Genomic DNA, 20,000 nt, shown 5'->3' with positions numbered 1-20,000 from the left:
GGGACGGCCCCGGAGCCGGGTGGATGCCCAAGGCTCCGGGGCGCCCCGATCACGCGTCAGGACCCGTTCAGCGGTGGGCTCCGGTCGCCCGGTTCCGCCGGCTGAACCACAGCAGCGCCAGACCGCCGGCCAGCAGGGCGGCGCCCCACAGCAGGTAGGCGCTGGCCGGCACGCCGGTGTCGGGCAGGTTGCCGCCACCGTGGTGGCCACCCCCGCCGTTGCCGCCCCCACCATTGCCGCCGCCACCATTGCCGCCGCCGTGGTCCGGGCTGGTCCAGACCGTGGTCGTGGTGGTAGGCCCGGTCGAGCTGCTGGTCGGGATCGGGGTGAGGCTGACGATGCGGTGCAGCGTGCCGCACTCGCCGCAGCTGCCCCCCGTGTCGCCCACCGGCGCGGCGGTGTTGATCAGCGTGCCGGTGTCCAGCCCGGCCCTGACCACCACCGTGTACGAGACGCTCACCGTCCCGCCGAAGGACAGTTCCGGCAGCGCCCAGTTCAGCGCCGCGCCGTCCAGGGTCAACCCGGCCGGCAGCGGGCCCTGCAGGTCGGCCAGGTCCAGCACCTGCGACAGGTCGTCGACCGCCTGCGCCCCGGTGATGGCCACGTTGCCGGTGTTGGTCGCAGTCAGCGTGTAGGTGATCGGCGTACCGGCCACCACCTGGGTCTCGGTCACCGGATCCGCCGTCTTGACCAGCTCCCACCCCGGCGCCGGGGCGACCGAGTTGGTGATGGTGCAGGTGACGTCCGCGCCCAGGATCAGCGTGACGGTGCCGACCACGGTGTCCGGCGCGTCCGAGCAGATCCAGCCGGAGGCGACATAGCCATCCGGACCACCGGTCTCGGACAGCGTGTACTCGCCGGCCGGCACCGACACCGCGGTGACGCCGTCCGACGCGGTGACGCCGGACACGGTGACCGGCCCGGCCGCCTGCAGGGTCCAGTCGTTCGCCTCGGCGGTGCCGGTGTTGCCGTTGTCCACCTGCTTGACCAGCGTCAGGGTCGGGGCCTGCGCGGTGTTGGTCACCGTGCAGGTCAGGTCGATGCCGACGCCGACGGTGATCCGACCGGCCTCGATGGTGACGCCGTCACACACCCAGCTGCCGGCCATGTACCCGTCCGGCCCGGACTCCGAGAGCGTGTAGTTCCCCACCGGCACCACCGCGGCGGTGATCGCCGCGGCGCCGCTGGTGCCGCTGACGGTGACCGGGCCGGTGGCCGTCAGCGTCCAGTCGGCCGGAACGGCCGTGCCGCCGGTGTCCCCGTTGACGACCTGCTTGACCAGGGTCAGCGTGGCCGGCTGCGCCGTGTTGGTGATCGAGCAGCTGACCTCACCGCCGGTCGGCACGGTCACCAGGTCACCGTCGAGCTGCCCGCCGGTGCAGGTCCAGTCGCCCGGTGTCCAGCCCTGTGGGCCGGACTCGGACAGCCGGTACTGGCCGGCGAAGACCGGCACCTCGTCGACGCCGCCGATCTGCAGCGGATCGCCGGAGCCGGACACCACCGGCTGACCCGGCAGGTCGACCGGGGTGGCGGTCAGCGTCCACTCGGCCGGCACGGCCGGCGAACCGGTCTGACCGGCGTCCACCACCTTGGCCAGGGTCAGGTCGGCCGGGCGGTCGGCGTTGACGATGGCGCAGACCGCCTCGTCGCCGAGGCCGAGGGTGACCGTGCCGGTGCTGATGCCCAGCGCGGAGCCCGGCCCGGCGACGAGGTCACCGGCCCCGACACAGGTCCAGCCACCCGCGACGTACCCGGGCACGTCGCCGGTCTCGGCCAGGTCGTACTCGCCGACCGGCACCTCGACCGCGGTGACGGCGGCCGATCCGGTGGTCCCGGAGAACTCGGCGTCGGCCCCGGTCGCGGCCAGCGTCCAGTCGGTCGGCACGGCAGTGCCGCCGTGGCTGTTGGTCACCGACTTGACCAGGGTCAGCGTCGGCGACACGGCCGTGTTGACGATGCTGCAGACGGCGTCCTGGCCCTCGGCCAGGGTGACGGTGTCACCGGTGACCAGACCGCCGCCGTCGATGGCGCACTCCCACTGCCCCGCCGTGTAGCCGGGCAGCCCGGACTCCGTCAGCGTGTAGCTGCCCACCGCGACCGGCGCCGAGGTGACGGCCGGAGCGCCGGTGACGCCGGAGATCGGGGTCGGGCCGTCCGCGGTCAACGTCCAGTCGCCTGCCTCCGCGGTGCCGCCGGTGCTGCCGTTGTCGACCTGCTTGACCAGGGTCAGCGTGGGCGCGACGGCGGTGTTGGTGACGGTGCAGATGACATTGCCGCCGGACGGGACGGACACCTCGATGCCCAGGTCGCTGGGCGCGACCACCGCGCCCTGGCACTGCCAGCCGAGTTCGGTGAACCCGTCCGGGCCGCGCTCCGTGAGCACGTACTCGCCGGCGAACACCGACACCAGGGCGACGCCGCCGGCGCTCGTGGGATCGCCGTTGCCGGACACCACGGGCTGGCCGGCGATGCCGTCCGGGGTGGCGGTCAACGTCCAGTCGGCCGGCACCGCGGTCGAGCCGGTGGTGCCGGTCTCCACGTCCTTGACCAACGTCAGGGTGGCCGGTTGATCGGTGTTGACCAGGGTGCAGGTCGCCTCGTCGCCGAGGGCGACGGTGACCGAGTCGGCCGTGCTGGCCGATGCGCCGGTGCACGTCCAGTTGGATCGCGAGTACCCGGACGGTCCCGCCTCCCGCAGGTCGTAGGTGCCGGTCGCCACCGCTGCGTCGGTGACCTCGGCGGAGCCGGTCGTCCCGCTCACGGTGACGGGGCCGGACGCGGTCAGCGTCCAGTCCTCCGGCTCGGCCGAACCGCCGCTGCTGTTCACCACCTGCTTGACCAGGGTCAGCGTGGGGGCGACGGCGGTGTTGGTGACGATGCAGGTGACGTCCTGGCCGAGCTCCAGGGTGACCTGGTCACCGCCGGCGACCGGGACCCCGGCCGCGGTGGCGCAGGTCCAGACCGAACCGGAGTAGCCGTCCGGCCCGTCCTCGCTGAGCGTCCAGGTGCCCGCCGACGCGGTCTGGTCCGTCACCGCCGCGGAGCCGGCTGCGCCCGTGATGGTGGCGTCCCCGTTCACCGCGGTCAGGGTGAAGTCCGCCGCCACGGCGGTGCCCCCGGTGGCGCCGTTGGCCACCACCTTGGCCAGGGTGAGCTGCGGCGCGATGTCGTCGTTGGTGAACTGGCAGACCACGCTCTGGCCGGCCTGCGCGGTGACCGAGGTGGCCGGCTGGGGTGCGCCGCCGTCCACACTGCACGCCACGGACCCGGTGTAGCCGGCCGGACCGGCCTCGGTCAGCGCGTACGGCTGGCCGGGGCGCAGCAGCGCGACGGCGCCGGCGGCACTGCCCGGCACCGTGACCGGGCCCAGGCCCGGCGGCACAGTGCCGGTCGGCGTGGCGGTCAGCTGGAAGTCGCCCGGGGCGGCGGTGCCGCCGGCGTCATTGACGACCTGCTTGGCCAGCGTCACCTCGGCGGTGACGTTCACCGCGGTACAGGTGACCTGCTCGCCGAGGCCGACGACCACGGTGCCGGAGGCGGCCTCGGTGCTGTCGAACGGCCCGCCTGCCAGCGTGGCGGTGCAGTTCCACTGCGCGCGGCCGGTGTCATCGACGGCCTGGACGTAGCGCGGGTCACCGCCGGTCTCGGTCAGGGTGTACGGCTCGCCCGCAGTCACCTGTGCGGTCACTCCGGTGCCGCCGGTCGGTCCGGTCAGCGATCCGTCCGGGCCGGTCGCGGTGAGCACCCAACCGGCCGGGTCGGCGTCGCCGATCGCGACCTCCTTGGTCAGCGTCAGGCTGCTGTCGCAGGACACCGTGTTGGTGAGGGAGACGGTGGTGAGCCCACCGGGCAGCGTGATGGTCGCCGGCAGCGACGTCCCGGCCGCGGTGACCGTCGCGCTGATCACGGTGCAGCCCGGCAGCACCGTCGCCACCTCGTCGATGGTCACCGTGTCGCCGGCGGTGAACCCCGACACCGGAGCGCCGAACGTGGCCGGCGCTCCGTTCACGGTCGGCGAGGCGACCAGCCCGGCCGGCTGCGCGCCGTCCGAGTACGCCACCCCGTCGACCACCCACTGCTTCTCGACCTGGACGGCGGCTTGCGGGGTCGGGGCCTGGTTGACCACGACACAGCTGATCGGCGCGGTGGTGTCCGCGGCGACGGTGAAGCCGGTCGGACCGGCGTTGGTCACCGGCACCGGGGTACCGCTGGCCAGGTTCGTGCAGACGGCGTTCGCCCCGCCCTGCGACACCAGCGAGTAGCCGGCCTGCTGGGTCTCGGTGACGGTGACCGGGCTGGAGGTGGTGCCGTCGGCGAAGGCCAGGTCGAAGGAGACGCCGCCGGTCGCGTCGGTCACGGCGGAGCCCGGGGTGACCGTCGCGTTCGCGGCGGTGGCGTCGAAGGTCCAGCCGGCGGCCGGCTGCGCGTCGACCAGGGTGCCGCCCGGCGGGATGACCTCCTTGACCACCGAGACCGAGCCGGCGCAGTTCTCCAGGGCCAGCGCGCGCAGGGCCTGGCCGGCCACGGTGTAGTCAGCGGTCTGGTAGTAGTCCGAGTTGACGACCGGCCCGGAGATGGCGGCCAGGTTCTGCGGGAAGCCGGAGACGCCGGCGCCGACCCCCATGGCGACCACGCGGGTGCCCTCGGCCTTGACGGCGTTGGCCGAGAAGATGCCGTTCTCGACCTCGACGAAGCGGGTGTAGTCGCCGGGACCCTTGGTCGGAGAGCCGTAGAAGCTGGGGTTGCCGTCGGTGATGACGATGGCGACGTCGAAGTCGCTGTCCGAGGCGGCGACCTGGGCCAGCCCGCGGTCCCAGTTGGTGCCACCGCCGGACGAGGTGCCGTTGATCCAGCCGTTGACCATGCCGGCGCCCGCCGCGGTGGACACCGGGACGACCGGCCGGTTGCGGTTGTTCGAGCTGTTCGCGGGCGCGGTGCTGGCGAAGGTGAACAGCCCGACCGACGACGGGGTGCCGATGAGCGAGTTGACCAGGGTGCGCCCGGCCGCCTGCAGCGCCGGCATGCTCGACCCGACGGAACCCGAGACGTCCAGCACCAGGGCGACGTCCAGCCCGCAGTCGCCGGCCACCGGGTTGCTGCGCGAGGTCTGCCAGACCCCGCCCGAGGCGGTGCGGTCGTAGGACCCGCCGGTCATGAAGTCCTCGCCGGAGGTGTACGTGTTGCCGGCCCGCAACGAGGGCGTACGGAACGCGTACGGGGTGGCCTGCGAGCCGCTGCCGTCGGCGTCGCCGGTGCGCAGCGTGGCGTTGACGGTCCACCCGGCGGGTGCGGCGACCTGCTTCACCCAGTACCGGGCGTTGCGGTTGGCCCCGCCGGACTGCGTGTCCGGGACCTGGAAGCTGCAGTCGCCGTCGCCGTCGGAGGTGCAGAGCGCCCAGCTGGTGTTCACCGGGTTCGCGTCGCCCTCGCCGGCGAACAGGCCGAGCTGGACGCCGGCCAGCGGGCTGACCCCGCTCACGCCGACCCGGTCGCCACCGGTGTTCACCTCGACCACCGCGGTGGTCGCGGTGGCGGCAGGCACCAGCCGGGGCGCGGGTGCCGGGCCGGTCCCGATCCTGGTGGGGGTGATGACCGCCCCGGCCGGGACCGCCGCGGCCAGGGTGATGAGTGCGGTGGCGGTGAGCGCCGCCGCGGTCATCGCCGGCCGGCGGCGACCGGAGCGCCCGGTCCGCCTCCTGCCGGTCTCCCCCGTCCCGTGCCGTGCGGCACGGTTGAACGGCCAGATCGATGCTCGGGTCACCCCGGCGCCCCCTCGTCGACGCGAGCTGTCCGGCCCGCGCACCCGCGCGGTTGCTCCCCAACCGCACATCCGCCGGACGCGGCACGTCGGACCCGCGACGACGGCCGGGGCGATCCGATCCGCATCGGGACGCATCGCCGGCGTCGTCGCGGCTCCGGACCTGCACCGGTCGCCGGACCGCCACATCGTGATGGACGCGGTAGCGGAGCGCAACCGATCAAACACGAACAGTGTGCGACTGTGGCATCGTTCCGCCGGCCGACGCGAGACGGAGGACGGTCCGGTGGCGCCCGTCGTGGCCCCGTCCGTGGTCGCGTCGAGGCTGTCCGGAGCGACGTGTCCCCGGGTCAGCGGCCACCACGCCGGCGCATGCAGCAGGATCGAGCGCGACAGCGGCACGGCACGGCACGACCGCTGCTGGTACGACCGCTGCCGGTACGACCGCTGCCGGTACGACCGCTCAGCACGATCCGGAAGGACGGACCCGATGGGTGACGACCTGGCAGGTGACCTCGACGCCTCCGCCGGACCGGAGCAGCCGGCCGACGGCCTGTTCTCCCGGGCCCAGCGGGCCAAGTTCCGCACCAAGGTGCAGCGGTGCCTCGACGTCTTCGAGCGGATGCTGGCCGGGCAGTCGTTCGACGGCGACGAGTCGCGGATGACCGGCCTGGAGATCGAACTCAACCTGGTCGACGCCCACGGACAGCCGACCATGCGCAACGCCGAGGTCCTGAACCGGATCGCCGATCCGGCGTTCCAGACCGAACTCGGCCGCTACAACATCGAGCTGAACGTGCCGCCACGGACCTGGTCCGGCAGCCAGGTGCTGGACCTGGAAGCGATGCTGCGCGCGTCGCTGGACCACGCCACGGCCATGGCCGAGCCGGCCGACAGCGAGATCGTGATGATCGGCATCCTGCCCACGCTGCGGCCGGAGCACTTCGACACGGACTGGATGAGCGCGAACCCCCGGTACCAGGCCCTGGACCGGGCGGTGTTCGCCGCGCGCCGGGAGAACATCGAGCTCGACATCTCCTCTCCCGGACCGCTCCACGGGATGCCGGTGGAGCGGCTGCACCTGTACGCGGACACCATCGCCCCTGAGTCGGCGTGCACGTCGATGCAGCTGCACTCGCAGGTGCCGCCGCGCCGGTTCGCCGCGCACTGGAACGCCGCCCAGGCCCTGGCCGGGCCCCAGCTGGCCCTCGGCGCCAACTCGCCGTTCCTGTTCGGCCGGCGGCTGTGGGCCGAGACCCGGATCGAGTTGTTCCTGCAGGCCACCGACACCCGCTCCCCCGAACTGGCCAACCAGGGCGTGCGGCCGGTGGTGTTCTTCGGGGAACGGTGGATCACCTCGATCTTCGACCTGTTCGAGGAGAACGTGCGCTGGTTCCCGGCGCTGCTGCCGGAGACCTCCGACGAGGACCCGGCCGCGGAACTGGCCGCCGGGCGGACCCCGCGACTGCAGGAGCTGCGGCTGCACAACGGCACCGTCTACCGCTGGAACCGTCCCGTCTACGACGTGGTCGACGGCGTTCCGCACGTCCGGGTCGAGAACCGGGTGCTGCCGGCCGGTCCCACGGTGCTGGACGCGCTGGCCAACGCCGCGTTCTACCACGGTGCGGTGGAGATGCTGGCCGCCGAGGACCGCCCGGTGTGGACCCGGATGTCGTTCGACGCCGCCACCGCCAACTTCGTCGAGGGGGCGCGGGTCGGCGTCGACGCCACCTTCTACTGGCCGGGGTTCGGGCAGGTGCCGTGGGACGAGCTGGTGCTGCGGCACCTGCTGCCGCTGGCCGACCAAGGACTGGCCCGCCGCGGGGTCGACCAGGTGGTCCGTGACCGCTACCTCGGCGTCATCCGGGAACGGTGCCTGACGCGCCGCAACGGGGCCAGGTGGCAGACCAGCACCGTCGCCGCGCTGGAACGCGAGGGCGCGACCCGGGACGAGGCGCTGGCCGAGATGCTGCACCGGTACGCCCGGCACATGCACACCAACGACCCGGTACACAGCTGGCCGACAGCGGACTGACCGGCGGGCTGATCGGCCCGGACGGTCAGCCCGGTCCGGGCCGGACTCCGGCAGCGCTCGAGACGGGCGGTACCACCGGAGTTTCCGCGGCCGCGCCGGACCCGATGGCGCGGATGCCGAGGAACCCGGCGACGGCCACCAGCACGCCGATCAGCGCGGCCAGCAGGATGACCCGGCGGCGGCCGAGCCGTTGCCAGCCCGGCGACCAGTCCGGTCCGACGTCCGCCGCACCGGTCCCGGTCCCCGCCGCGGCGGCGTCGGCGCCGGCCACGGGGAGCGGGGACAGCCCGGCCGCCTGCTCGCGATCCCATGGCGGGGGCGGAGCCCCGAGCTGCGACGCGGACGATCCCGGCGCCGCCGGGGCCCACGGTGGGGACGGGGCGGGGTCGGGATCCGCGGCGGAGGTCGGTCCGGAGCGGTGCCGGCCGTGCTGACCCGCAGGCCCCGCGGCGGGCTCACCGGCCGGCAGCAGGGCCGTCCGGGCCTCCCCGTCGGGCGACGCAACGTGCTGCGGCACACCGGGTTCCGCCTCGAGCGGGGTGTCGTGCCGGGCGTGGTGCCCGGCCGGCTGCGGCCGGCCGCCCGCGGGTGGGACCGGCGGTCGCTCCGTGACCGGTGCCTGGTCGGGGGGACGGCGCTGTCCGGGGCGGTGGTCCACCGGACGTTGTCCGACCGTCCCCCCGACCCGCCCGACCGGTCCGACCGGCGCACCGGCCGGGAGCCCGGACTGCGGACCGGGGCGGAACGCGCCCGGCGGTCGGGGCACGGCGCGGGTCACCGCGGCGTGCGACGGCACCCCGCCCGCAGCCGGTCCACCGGCCGGGCCCGGCCGACCCAACCGCAACATGGTGGCGCTGGGGTCGTCGGCGACGGCCCGCAGCATCGGCACCGCGTCGGCCAACGGCATCCGGCCGCGTGGATCCTTCACCAGCAGGCCGGCCAGCACCGGGGCCAGCCGACCGGCTCGCGGGAACGGCGGGACGGGGTCCTGCACCACCGCGGTGAGGGTGGCGATCGGTTCGCCCCGGTCGAACGGGGGCCGACCCTCCAGGCAGGCGTACAGCAGCGCGCCCAGCCCCCAACCGTCCGACTGCGGGATGGCCCGCCGCCCGGCTGCCACCTCGGGCGCGATGTAGGCCGGGGAGCCGAGCAGCAGCCCGGTCGCGGTCAGCGCCTGGTCCTGCACGCCGCGGGCGATGCCGAAATCGGTGAGCTTGACCCGGCCGTCCCGGCAGATCAGCACGTTGGCCGGCTTCACGTCCCGGTGGGTGATTCCGACGGCGTGCGCGGCCAGCAGCCCGGACGCCACCGCGACCCCGATGGTGGCCGCGGTGCCGTCCCGCAGCGGCCCCTGCTCGGCCAGCACCTGGCTGAGCGCCCGGGCGTCCAGCAGCTCCATGACGATCACCGGACCGTCAGCGGGCTGCAGGATGTCGAACAGGGTCACCACGTACGGGTTGGACAGCGAGGCGACCGCCCGGGCCTCCCGGAGCGTGCGGTTGGCCAGCTGCTGCTGCTCGTACCGGCCGGTGCCGGGCGGGACGTTGATCTCCTTGAGCGCGACCCGGCGATGCAGCAACTGGTCGGTCGCCGCCCACACCGTGCCCATCGATCCGCGACCCAGCACGGCATCCAGCCGGTACCGGCCGGAGAGCACCCGGCCGGCGCCGGGCGGGCCGGACCGCCCCGGTGCAGCAGCGCTCCCCGACCCCCCCGAGGCACCCGGCGGTCGCCCGGATCGGTTCCCGGGGTCGGCGGATGTCATCCCCCCATCGTGCCAGCCCGTCCTCCGCCCGGGCCCCACCCGTCCCGGCGGCGACGGGCCCTCATCCCGGCCCCGCTCGACCGGGTCACCGGCGACCTGCCACGCTGCTCGCACCGGGTCACCGACCGCCCCACCGTTCTCCCTACCGTTCTCCCTGCCGTCCGCCCTGCCGTTCTCCCCGCCGTCCGTCCTGCCGTTCTCCCTGCCGACCGCCCCAGTCAGGAGCCGCCCGATGACCGCTGACCCGACCAGCAGCTCGACCAGCCGCTCGACCGGTGATCCGGTGGCGCTGGCCGCGCAGGCCGCCGCCGAACTGGCCGAGCGGACCGGGGTGTCACGGCACGACGTGGCGCTGGTCATGGGGTCGGGCTGGGCCGGCGCCGCCGACCGGCTGGGGCCGGCCGACACCGAACTGCCGATCGGGTCGCTCTCCGGATTCGCCGCGCCGACCGTGCTGGGACACGGCGGCACGGTGCGGTCCGTGCGGGTGGGCGACCGCCACGCCCTGGTGCTGCTCGGTCGCACCCACCTGTACGAGGGCCGGGGCGTCGCCCAGGTGGCGCACGGGGTCCGGGTGGCCGCCGCGGCCGGCGCCCGGGCCGTGGTGCTGACCAACGCGGCGGGTGGGCTGCGCGCCGACATGCGGCCCGGCCAACCGGTCCTCATCGCCGACCACCTCAACCTGACCGCCACCTCCCCGTTGGTCGGGGCGCAGTTCGTCGACCTCACCGACCTGTACTCGCCGCGGCTGCGGGAACTGGCCCGCTCCATCGACCCGAGCCTGGCCGAAGGCGTCTACGCGCAACTGCCCGGCCCGCACTTCGAGACCCCGGCGGAGATCCGGATGCTGCGCACCCTGGGCGCCGACCTGGTCGGGATGTCCACCGTGCTCGAGGCGATCGCCGCCCGCGCCGCCGGCGTCGCCGAGGTGTTCGGTCTGTCGCTGGTCACCAATCTGGCCGCCGGGATGTCCGGCGAACCGCTGGACCACCAGGAGGTGCTGGACACCGGGCGGGCCGCGGCCGAACGGATGGGTGACCTGCTGGCCACCCTGATCGCCAGGGCCTGAGTCGTGACCTCGCCGACGGCCCGGCTCACGCCCCAGCTCCGCGACGCGACGATGGCCTGGCTGGCCGACGATCCGCACCCCGGCGACCGGACCGAGCTGCAGCGGGTGCTGGCCGACGCCATGGCCGGGAACGCCGTGGCTGTCGCAGATCTCGCGGACCGGATGGGCGCCGGTCTGATCTTCGGGACCGCCGGGTTGCGCGGACCGCTGCGGGCCGGTCCCGCCGGGATGAACGCGGCCGTCATCCGTCGGGCCGCGGCGGGGATCGCCGCGCACCTGCGGGCCACGGCCGGCCCGGGCGCCGTGGTCGTCGTCGGCTTCGACGCCCGGCACCGCTCGGCCGAGTTCGCCGCCGACGCCGCCGCTGTACTGGCCGCGGCCGGCTGCACCGTGCTGCTGGCCGACCGGCCGTTGCCCACCCCGGTCACCGCCTTCGCGGTGCGGCAGCTGGGCGCGGCGGCCGGCCTGCACGTCACCGCGTCCCACAACCCGGCGCAGGACAACGGACTCAAGGTGTACCTGGCCGGCGGGGTGCAGCTGGTCGGCCCGGACGACACCCGGATCGAGGCCGCCATCGCGGCGGTCCGGTCGGTGCACGCGGTGCCCGCCGATCCGGCCGCGGTCCGGCCCTGGCCGGTCGACCTGGTCGAGCGGTACGCCGCCCGGGCGACCGGGTGCGCGCCGGCCGGGGCGCGGCAGCTGCGCATCGCGCTCACCCCGATGCACGGCGTGGGCGGAGATCTCGCCGTGCGCGTGCTGCACGACGCCGGCTTCACCGACGTGCACGTGGTCCGGGAACAGGCCGTGCCCGACGCCGACTTCCCGACCGTGCCGTTCCCCAACCCGGAGGAGGCCGGGGCGACCGACCTGCTGCTGGCGCTGGCGGCCGAGGTGGACGCCGATCTGGCCGTGGCGCTCGACCCGGACGCCGATCGGTGCGCGATCGGGGTTCGCACCGGCGACGGGTGGCGGATGCTCACCGGGGACGAGACCGGCGTGCTGCTGGCTGATCTCGTGCTGGGCATCCTCGACCGCACCATCCACCCGGACCCGCTGGTGGCGACCACGGTGGTGTCCTCGCAACAGCTCCGCTCGGTGGCCGCGGCGGCCGGCGTCCGCTACGACGAGACGCTCACCGGCTTCAAGTGGATCGTGCGGGCCGGCGACGGGGAGGGCACCGGCCTGGTCTTCGGCTACGAGGAGGCGCTCGGGCTGTGCGTCGACCCGGACGGGGTGCGGGACAAGGACGGCATCTCGGCGGCCGTCGTCGCCGCCGCCCTGGCCGCCCGGCTGCGCGCCGAGGGTCGCGACCTCCCGTCCCGGCTGGACGATCTGGCGCGCCAGCACGGCATGTTCGTCACCGACCAGCTGTCGGTGCGGGTGGACGACGTGGCCGTGATCGCCGGTGCCATGCGCCGGCTGCGGGCGTCCCGGCCGGACCGGCTGCTGGGCGACCCGGCCGAGTACACCGATCTGCTGCCCCGCACCGACGGCGTGGTGCTGCGCACGTCGACGGCCCGCGCCGTGGTGCGGCCGTCCGGGACCGAACCCAAACTCAAGGCCTACCTGGAGGTGTCGGAGCCGGTGCCGGCCGGGACGGCACCCGAGCAGGTCCGGCGGACGTGCCGCGGCCGGCTGCGCGACCTGCGGGACGAGGTCGCCGGGCTGCTGGACCTGCCGGGCTGAGCGCCCGGTCACCCGCGAATCAGACCGCAATCAGACCGGCGATCAGACCGCGCCGAACTGCCGGTCCCCCGCGTCCCCGAGACCGGGGATGATGTAGCCCGAGTCGTTGAGCCGCTCGTCGACCGACGCGGTGACGACGCGGACCGGCAACCCCGACGCGGCCAGCGTGACCAGACCCTCCGGCGCGGTCAGCGCACAGATCGCGGTCACGTCGGTGGCCCCACGCTCGACCAGCAGGCCGATGGTGTGGGCCATGGACCCGCCGGTGGCCAGCATGGGATCCAGCACGTAGACGGGCCGGCCGGCCAGCGTCTCGGGCAGCGACTCCAGGTACGGCGTGGGCAGCAGCGTGGCCTCGTCCCGGGCCAGCCCGACGAAACCCATCTGCGACTCCGGGATCATCGCGTGGGCCTGGTCGGCCATGCCCAACCCGGCCCGCAGCACCGGGACCAGCAGCGGCGGGGTGGCCAGCCGCACCGCGTTGGTCCGGGCCACCGGGGTGTGGATCGGCACCAGGTCGGTGGCCAGGGTGCGCGTCGCCTCGTAGACCAGCATCAAGGTCAGCTCGCGCAGCGCGGCCCGGAAGGTCGCGTTGTCGCTGCGGGCGTCCCGCATCGTCGACAACCGGGCGGCGGCCAGCGGGTGGTCGACGACGGTGACGTCGAGGCCGTCGGGGATCTCGTGCGCGGCGGGCATGGTGCGCAGGCTAATCGGCGGGGTCGGCCCGGCGGGTCAGTCGGTCAGGTCGGCCAGCACGGCGGCCGCCCGGGACACCCCGAGCCGGGTGGCGCCCGCCTCGATCAGGGCGAGCGCCTGGGCGGTGTCGGCGATGCCGCCGGAGGCCTTGATGCCCAGTCGTCCGCCGACCGTGCTCGCCATCAGCTGCACCGCATGCACCGAGGCACCACCGGCCGGGTGGAACCCGGTCGAGGTCTTCACGAACGCCGCCCCGGCCGCCTCGGCGACCCGGCAGCACCGCACGATCTCCTCGTCGGTCAGCGCGGCGGTCTCCAAGATCACCTTCACCAGCGGCCGGGCCCCGTCGGCGACCGCCGGGTGCTGGTCCAGCTCCCACTGCACCGCGGTGATGTCGGCCTCGACCGCGTCCCAGGCTCCGTCCTTGACCAGTCCCAGATCGATCACCATGTCGATCTCGCCGGCGCCCTCGTGCACCGCTGTGGACGCCTCGGTCACCTTCACCACGGTGCGGTGGGCGCCGGACGGGAACCCGCACACCGTCGCGACCGGCACGGCGGCGCCGTCCCGGGCCTGCAGCACCGCGACCGCGTCGGGCACGCGCGACGGTGACACGCACACCGCCGCCGCCCCGACCTCCATGGCCTGCTCGCACAGCGCGCGCACGTCCTCCGCCGTCGCCCCGGGCCGCAACAGGGTCACGTCCAGGTGTGCCGCCAGTTCCGCCCGCCGCATGTCGTCCTCCGCCTCACCGTGGTGGTCGCTGCCCGTGGCCGTCGCCGCACGATCGCGCCCCCTCCCGGGGCGGAGCGGCTGCCGGCCGGACGCCAGCACAGCAGGTGACCCGGCCCACGTCCACCGTGGCCCGGGCGTTGCGCCGCTAGGCTGGCCACGGTTCGGTGCGTCGCGGCCCGGCGCGTCCGCGCGTCGTCCGGCCGGGCATGCGAGGAGACCCCGACGCCCGACGGCGTGCCGGGTCGCGCCCGACGAGGATGCCCGCCGGCGCCCGTACCGAGTCCGTCCGTGAGCGAGTTGTCCCAGTGCTGTCGTCCGAAGTCGTCGTCGAGGAGTGCCGTATGTCGTCCCTGCCCCTGCGGATCGCCGTGGTCGGCGCCGGACCGGCCGGCATCTACGCCTCGGACATCCTCACCAAACAGGACGACGACGTCACCGTCGACCTCTACGACCGGCTGCCCACCCCGTACGGCCTGATCCGCTACGGCGTCGCCCCCGACCATCCGCGCATCAAGCAGATCATCGTGGCGCTGCACCGGGTCATGGAGAACCCCCGGATCCAGTTCTTCGGCAACGTGCAGGTGGGCGTCGACGTCAAGGTCGACGAACTGCGCCAGTTCTACGACGCCGTCATCTTCGCCACCGGCGCCGAGCGGGACCGCGACCTGCAGATCCCCGGCGACCACCTGCCCCGCTCCTACGGGGCGGCCGACTTCGTGGCCTTCTACGACTCGCACCCGGACCGCGAGCAGACCTGGGACCTGTCCGACCAGCGCGCCGTCGCCGTCATCGGCGTGGGCAACGTCGGCCTGGACGTGGCCCGGTTGCTGGCCCGCACCGGCGACGAACTGCTCTACACCGAGATCCCGCCGCACGTGCACCGCGTGCTGGCCGACTCGACCATCACCGACGTGCACATGTTCGCCCGGCGCGGTCCGGCCCAGGCCAAGTTCACGCCGGTGGAGCTGCGCGAGCTGGACCACTCGCCGAACGTGCAGTGCGTGGTCGCCCCGGAGGGCATGGAGTTCGACGAGGCCTCCGAGCGGGAGATGGCCGGCAGCAAGAGCCTGCGCATGGTCGTCGACGTGCTCTCCGACTGGGCGATGCGGGACGCGCAGCCCGGGCCGCACCGGCGCATCCACCTGCACTTCCTGGAGAACCCGGTGGAGATCCTCGGTGACGAGCAGACCGGCGTCACCGGCCTGCGCACCGAGCACATGGAGCTGACCGGGGACGGCAACGTCCGGGGCACCGGCGAGTTCACCACCTGGGACGTGCAGGCCGTCTACCGCGCGGTGGGCTACCGCTCGGAGGCGATCGACGACCTGCCGTTCGACACCGCCAAGTTGGTGCTGCCCAACGAGGCGGGCCGGGTGCTCGACCTGGACGGCACCCCGATGCCGGGCATCTACGCCACGGGCTGGGTCAAGCGTGGACCGGTCGGGCTGATCGGCCACACCAAGTCCGACGCCTCGGAGACCGTGGCCAACCTGCTGGCCGACGCCGCCACCCTGGCGCCGGCGCCGCACCGTTCCCGCGAGGAGGTGCGGGCCATGCTGCTGGCCAAGGGCCTGCCGATCACCGACTTCGCCGGCTGGGACCGCCTCGACTCGTACGAGCGGTCGCTGGGCGAGCCGGAGTCCCGCGAGCGGATCAAGGTCACCTCGCGCGCCGAGATGACCGGGATCGCCGCCGCGAGCAGCTGACCGGTCGCTCTGACCGGTCAGCCGGACCCTCCTTCGGTGGGGCCGGGCCCGGGTCGCCCCGTCGGACGACCCGGACTCGCTGTCGTCGCCGGCCCCGCTCAGCCCGACTTGCGGCGGAACGTGCGGGTCGACTTGTGGCTGGCGGTGGCGCCGCTGACGCCATGCCCGTCCAGGTGGGCGGACCGAGCCTGGCCGGCGGTGCGCTTGCGCTCGATGGCCGCCTGGAACGCCGATCTCCCGCGGTCGGCGGGCGCCTCCTGGTCTGGTGCCTCGTGGTCTGGTGCCTCGTGGTCGACGCCCGGACCGGCCCCGGCACTCGGGGCGCCGACGGCGGCGGCCGGGTCGGCACTGTCCGAGGATGCGGCGGGCGGCTGTCCGGCTCGGTCGGTCATCGTTCCTCCAGGTGTGCGATGCCCCGCGCAGCCGTCCATGACTGCCCAGAGCCGATCGTGAGCCCATGGTGGCGGCTCGCCCGGCAGGCCCACCGTCCGGACGACCGTTCCACGGATGAGCGCCCATCCTCTGCCCTCCGGTCACCCGGCGGCCACCTCATTCCGACCCGGGCCGTTACGCTGAGCGCCGCCCCGCCACCGGGGTGCAACCGCCCGTGTGGACCCGGTCCGGGTCGGCCCAGGGCGGTGCGGCACGCCAGGGGTCAGCCCCGTACGCCGGTACAGCCGGGAAAGGACTGCGATCGATGGCAGCGGAGATGGCAGCGGAGATCGTCCCGATCAGCCTGGGTCTCACCGAGGGCACCGGCATCACCTTATGGGCACCCACCTGGCACGAGGACGGCGAGGACTGGGAGGCCTTCCTCGGCGCCGGGGACGACCTCTACGTCTTCCCCACCGTCGCGCACCTGGCCGCGTTCACCCGCACCGCCACCGAGCACGATCTGATCGACCACCCGGAGTGGCCGGCGGCCGCCCGGTTCCTGGCCGACGAGCTGACCCCGGACGACGACCATCGCTTCGACATCATCGGCGTCCCCGACCTGGTGGCCGAGACCCCTGACATCTGGACGCTGGCCGAGCTGGCCGACACGGTGGCCATCCTGCGGTCGCTCGCCGAGGTGTGCGACATCGCGGTGATCGACGAGGTCCTCGGCGCCTCCGACGGCTTCGCCGCGCTGGCGCTGGGCGAGCAGGCGTTCGCCGGGCGCACCGGCGAGAAACTGTGGGACGAGATCGGCGCCGTGGTCGCCGAGCGCTGGGACGACGTGGTCGACGCCCTGGACCAGCTGGTCACCACCCCCGAGGTCGACGGGGCCGCGGTGGAGACCGCGCAGCGCGAGGTCGCGGCGATGGAGGCGGCCGTGGCCGCCGCATCGGCGGAGAGCGTGCAGGAGCTCGAGGACGAGTTCGGCGCCGACGCCTCCGACGTCGCCGACTTCGAGCGGGACACCGCCGAGCCAGCCGAGGAGCGCGACGCCGACCTGCTCTTCTGGGAGCAGGCGGGCATCGACTGCATCCAGATCACCGTGGCCGGGCGGACGGGTTGGTCGCTGCGGGGCTACCTGGACGACGAGCCGGTGTTCCTGTCCCGGGGCGGCCGCATCCTGACGTTCTCCTCGCCCGACGCGCTCGAGGACTTCATCGCCGAACCGGGTGCGCGGCACCGGCTCTCGGAGCTGAACTTCTGGGCCGAGGTGCGCGACGCGGTCAGCGGTGGGGACGCCGCCGTGCTGGTCGACGCGGCCAACACCTACCGGCTCGACGGGCTGGCCGAGCAGCTGCTCACCGGGCCGGGCGCGGTGGACGCCGACCAACTGGAGCTGGCCGTCGAGCTGCTCAGCGACGCCGGGGACGCCCGGGGCGACAGCGAGACGGCCGACGCACTGTCCAGCGCCACCCCGCTGGGCAACCTGGTCGGCTCGATCACCTCGGACGATCCGGACCGACTCGCGCCGGCCCCGCCGTACGACGACGAGGTCGCGGCGTGGACGGTGCTGGTCGACCGGTTCGCCATCACGCTGGAGTGGGACCCGGCGGCCAGGTAGTCACCCGTCGGCGGGCTCGACGGTCAGGCCCGGCACCGGATGAGTCGCGAGAGCGAGGAACGAGCGAACCTGGGCCTAGACCATCAGGCCCGCAGCGCGTCGTAGCCGGGCTTGATGACGTCACGGATGACGGCCAGCCGCTGGTCGAACGGCAGGAAGGCCGACTTCATCGCGTTCACGGTGAACCACTCCAGGTCGTCCCAGCCGTAGCCGAACGCCTCGACCAGCGCCAGCATCTCGCTGGTCATCGTGCAGCCGGACATCAACCGGTTGTCGGTGTTCACCGTGACCCGGAAGCGCAGCCGGGTCAGCAGGCCGATCGGGTGCTCGGCGATCGAGGCGGCCGCGCCGGTCTGCACGTTCGACGTCGGGGCCATCTCCAGCGGGATGCGCCGGTCGCGCACGTAGGCGGCCAGCCGACCGAGCTCCGCGTCGCGGCCCCCGGGGTCGGTGCTCATGTCGGTCCTGATGTCGTCGACGATCCGCACCCCGTGACCCAGCCGGTCCGCCCCGCACCACTGGATGGCCTCCCAGATCGACGGCAGCCCGAACGCCTCCCCGGCGTGGATGGTGAAGTGGGCGTTCTCCCGGCGCAGGTACTCGAAGGCGTCCAGGTGCCGGGTGGGCGGGAAGCCGGCCTCGGCCCCGGCGATGTCGAACCCGGCCACCCCGTCCTCGCGGAACCGCACGGCCAGCTCGGCGATCTCCCGGGACCGGGCGGCGTGCCGCATCGCGGTGAGCAGGGCGCGGACCAGGATCGGCCGGCCCCGCTCGGCCGCGGCGGCCGATCCGGCCGCGAACCCGTCGAGCACCGCCTGCACCACCTCGGCAAGCTCCAGACCCTGCTCGACGTGCAGCTCCGGGGCGAAGCGGACCTCGGCGTAGACGACCCCGTCGTCGGCGAGGTCCTGGGCGCACTCCGAGGCCACCCGGACCAGTGACTCGCGGGTCTGCATCACCCCGACGGTGTGCACGAAGGTCTCCAGGTACCGCTCCAGCGAGCCGGAGAAGGCGGACTCGGAGAACCAGCGGGCCAGCGCCGGGACGTCGGTGGTCGGCAGGCCGGCGTACCCGGAGACCTCGGCCAGCTCGACCAGGGTGGCCGGGCGCAACCCGCCGTCCAAGTGGTCGTGCAGCAGCACCTTGGGCGCCCTGCGGATGGCCGCGTCGGTCAGCGGCTGCGCGGCCGCACCCGGCCGGGCCCGGTGGGCGTCGGGCAGGTCGGTGGACCGATCGGGAGACGCCATGTCCCGACGCTAGCCAGATGGTCGGTGCGGGCGGGCCGCCCACGCCGGTCGCCCCACCCGGACCGGCGGTCGGGCACCGGTCCGTCGCCCGCCGGACGCCTGCCGGTCTCCGGCCCGCCGCCCGTCATCCGTACGGCATTCACACGCCCGTCGGACGCCCACCCGACACGGATGCTGATCTCACTGTCCGTCACGTCACATGGCCGCAGGTCGTTGGGGTCCCGACGGCGGAGATAGCATCGGTCGAGCCCCTGCCGGGGACCACCCCGGGTCCGGTCGCTCACACCGTCGCCGCAGGAGTGTGACCAGGCCAGAGCGGGTCGACGGACGCCCGTGCGGGTCCAGCCCCGCCACCGATGTCGGAGGTCGAGAACCGATCATGTCCCAAACCGTCGAGAGCCGGGGAAGCGTCACCGTCCCCCCGCCACGCCGCGGATCGGTGTACCGGGGTGACGCCGGGATGTGGTCGTGGGTCGCCCACCGCATCACCGGGGTGCTGACCTTCTTCTTCCTGTTCAACCACGTGCTGGACACCTCGCTGGTCCGGGTCTCCCCGGAGTCGTACAACGAGATCATCGAGCTGTACAAGAACCCCTTCGTCAACCTGATGGAGGTCGGGCTCGTCGGCGCCGTGCTGTACCACGCGCTGAACGGGATCCGGATCATGCTCATCGACTTCTGGTCGAAGGGCCCCAAGTACCAGCGCCTGATGCTGTGGATCGAGCTCGGCGTCTGGTTCGTCGTCATGGTGCCCGGCGTGTACTTCATGATGGAGCGCACCGTCCGGGTCATGTTCGGAGGTGCGGAATGACCAACCCGACTGCGTCCTCCCCGGTCGGGTCCCTCCCGCCTGATCTGTCCGGTGCCGTCGCCTCGACCAGCGACGCGTCCAGCCGCGGCATCGAGGCGCCCCGGGCGCCCCGCCGTCGAGTGCGGACCGGTTCGAACTTCGAGATGTACTCGTGGCTGTTCATGCGGCTGTCCGGCATCGTGCTGGTCGTGCTGGTGCTCGGCCACCTGCTGATCATGAACGTGCTCGACGGCGGTGTGCACCGCATCAACTGGGGCTTCGTCGCGGGCCGCTGGGCGTCGCCGTTCTGGCAGATCTGGGATCTCGCGATGTTGTGGCTCGCCGAGCTGCACGGGGCCAACGGCCTGCGGGTCATCATCAACGATTACTCGCGCCGCCCCGGCACCCGGTTCTGGCTGCAGGTGCTGCTGGCCGTCTCGGTCGTGCTCACCGTCGGCCTGGGCAGTTTCGTGATCTTCACCTTCGACCCGTCCATGGGGAGCTGACGCAGCAC

13 protein-coding genes are annotated in these 20,000 nt (G+C 73.8%); 7 read left to right on the top strand and 6 right to left on the bottom strand.

Features of this window, described 5'->3' with window-relative positions; all coding sequences use genetic code 11:
• Positions 1-67 precede the first annotated feature (67 nt).
• Positions 68-5,659, bottom strand: a complete 5,592-nt coding sequence (locus JL106_RS10295) for a DUF7927 domain-containing protein (RefSeq protein WP_205260617.1) — start codon at positions 5,657-5,659, stop codon at positions 68-70.
• 589 nt (positions 5,660-6,248) lie between these two features.
• Here JL106_RS10295 and JL106_RS10290 point away from each other — a divergent pair.
• Positions 6,249-7,793 carry a glutamate--cysteine ligase gene (locus JL106_RS10290; RefSeq protein WP_236007365.1) on the top strand — a complete coding sequence of 515 codons (1,545 nt, stop codon included), beginning with the start codon at positions 6,249-6,251 and terminating at the stop codon, positions 7,791-7,793.
• 25 nt (positions 7,794-7,818) lie between these two features.
• On the opposite strand, the gene JL106_RS10285 is transcribed toward JL106_RS10290, so the two are convergent.
• Positions 7,819-9,558 (bottom strand): serine/threonine-protein kinase, encoded by a 1,740-nt coding sequence (locus JL106_RS10285; RefSeq protein ID WP_205260616.1) that lies wholly within the window; start codon positions 9,556-9,558, stop codon positions 7,819-7,821.
• Between the two features lie 232 nt (positions 9,559-9,790).
• Between JL106_RS10285 and JL106_RS10280 the strand changes: the two genes are divergently transcribed.
• Positions 9,791-10,627, top strand: coding sequence for a purine-nucleoside phosphorylase (locus JL106_RS10280; protein ID WP_205260615.1), 837 nt, complete (start codon positions 9,791-9,793; stop codon positions 10,625-10,627).
• Between the two features lie 51 nt (positions 10,628-10,678).
• Positions 10,679-12,313: a phospho-sugar mutase gene (locus JL106_RS10275; RefSeq protein WP_205260731.1), complete on the top strand. Its 1,635-nt coding sequence runs from the start codon at positions 10,679-10,681 to the stop codon at positions 12,311-12,313.
• A gap of 42 nt (positions 12,314-12,355) precedes the next feature.
• Here the strand turns inward: JL106_RS10275 and upp are convergent, their stop codons facing one another.
• A complete protein-coding gene (gene upp, locus JL106_RS10270) occupies positions 12,356-13,009 on the bottom strand; it encodes a uracil phosphoribosyltransferase (protein ID WP_205260614.1) in 654 nt (217 codons plus the stop codon).
• A 36-nt stretch (positions 13,010-13,045) separates the two neighbouring features.
• Entirely contained in the window at positions 13,046-13,843 is a 798-nt protein-coding gene (deoC, locus tag JL106_RS10265) for a deoxyribose-phosphate aldolase (protein WP_328841991.1), read from the bottom strand.
• Positions 13,844-14,085: 242 nt separating this feature from the next.
• Between deoC and JL106_RS10260 the strand changes: the two genes are divergently transcribed.
• Positions 14,086-15,450 carry an FAD-dependent oxidoreductase gene (locus tag JL106_RS10260; protein WP_205260612.1) on the top strand — a complete coding sequence of 455 codons (1,365 nt, stop codon included), beginning with the start codon at positions 14,086-14,088 and terminating at the stop codon, positions 15,448-15,450.
• 98 nt (positions 15,451-15,548) lie between these two features.
• Here JL106_RS10260 and JL106_RS10255 read toward each other — a convergent pair whose 3' ends face one another.
• On the bottom strand, positions 15,549-15,842 hold the full coding sequence (locus JL106_RS10255; RefSeq protein ID WP_205260611.1) for a DUF5302 family protein: 294 nt from the start codon (positions 15,840-15,842) through the stop codon (positions 15,549-15,551).
• Positions 15,843-16,147: 305 nt separating this feature from the next.
• Between JL106_RS10255 and JL106_RS10250 the strand changes: the two genes are divergently transcribed.
• Entirely contained in the window at positions 16,148-17,449 is a 1,302-nt protein-coding gene (locus JL106_RS10250) for a primosomal protein (RefSeq protein WP_205260610.1), read from the top strand.
• Positions 17,450-17,532: 83 nt separating this feature from the next.
• Here JL106_RS10250 and JL106_RS10245 read toward each other — a convergent pair whose 3' ends face one another.
• Positions 17,533-18,696, bottom strand: a complete 1,164-nt coding sequence (locus JL106_RS10245; RefSeq protein WP_205260609.1) for an adenosine deaminase — start codon at positions 18,694-18,696, stop codon at positions 17,533-17,535.
• 379 nt (positions 18,697-19,075) lie between these two features.
• Here JL106_RS10245 and sdhC point away from each other — a divergent pair, with 379 nt between their 5' ends.
• Both sdhC and JL106_RS10235 read left to right on the top strand, forming a co-directional pair.
• Entirely contained in the window at positions 19,076-19,507 is a 432-nt protein-coding gene (gene sdhC, locus JL106_RS10240; protein WP_205260608.1) for a succinate dehydrogenase, cytochrome b556 subunit, read from the top strand.
• Complete coding sequence (locus tag JL106_RS10235) at positions 19,504-19,992, top strand: succinate dehydrogenase hydrophobic membrane anchor subunit (RefSeq protein WP_205260607.1); 489 nt, start codon at positions 19,504-19,506, stop codon at positions 19,990-19,992. Before sdhC ends, JL106_RS10235 begins: the two co-directional genes overlap by 4 nt.
• Positions 19,993-20,000: the final 8 nt, after the last annotated feature.

This window comes from Nakamurella leprariae (genome assembly GCF_016918035.1).
In the GTDB taxonomy this organism is placed as follows: Bacteria; Actinomycetota; Actinomycetes; order Mycobacteriales; family Nakamurellaceae; genus Nakamurella; species Nakamurella leprariae.
Note: the sequence above shows the minus strand (reverse complement) of the source record. Positions and strands in the feature narration are given on the sequence as shown.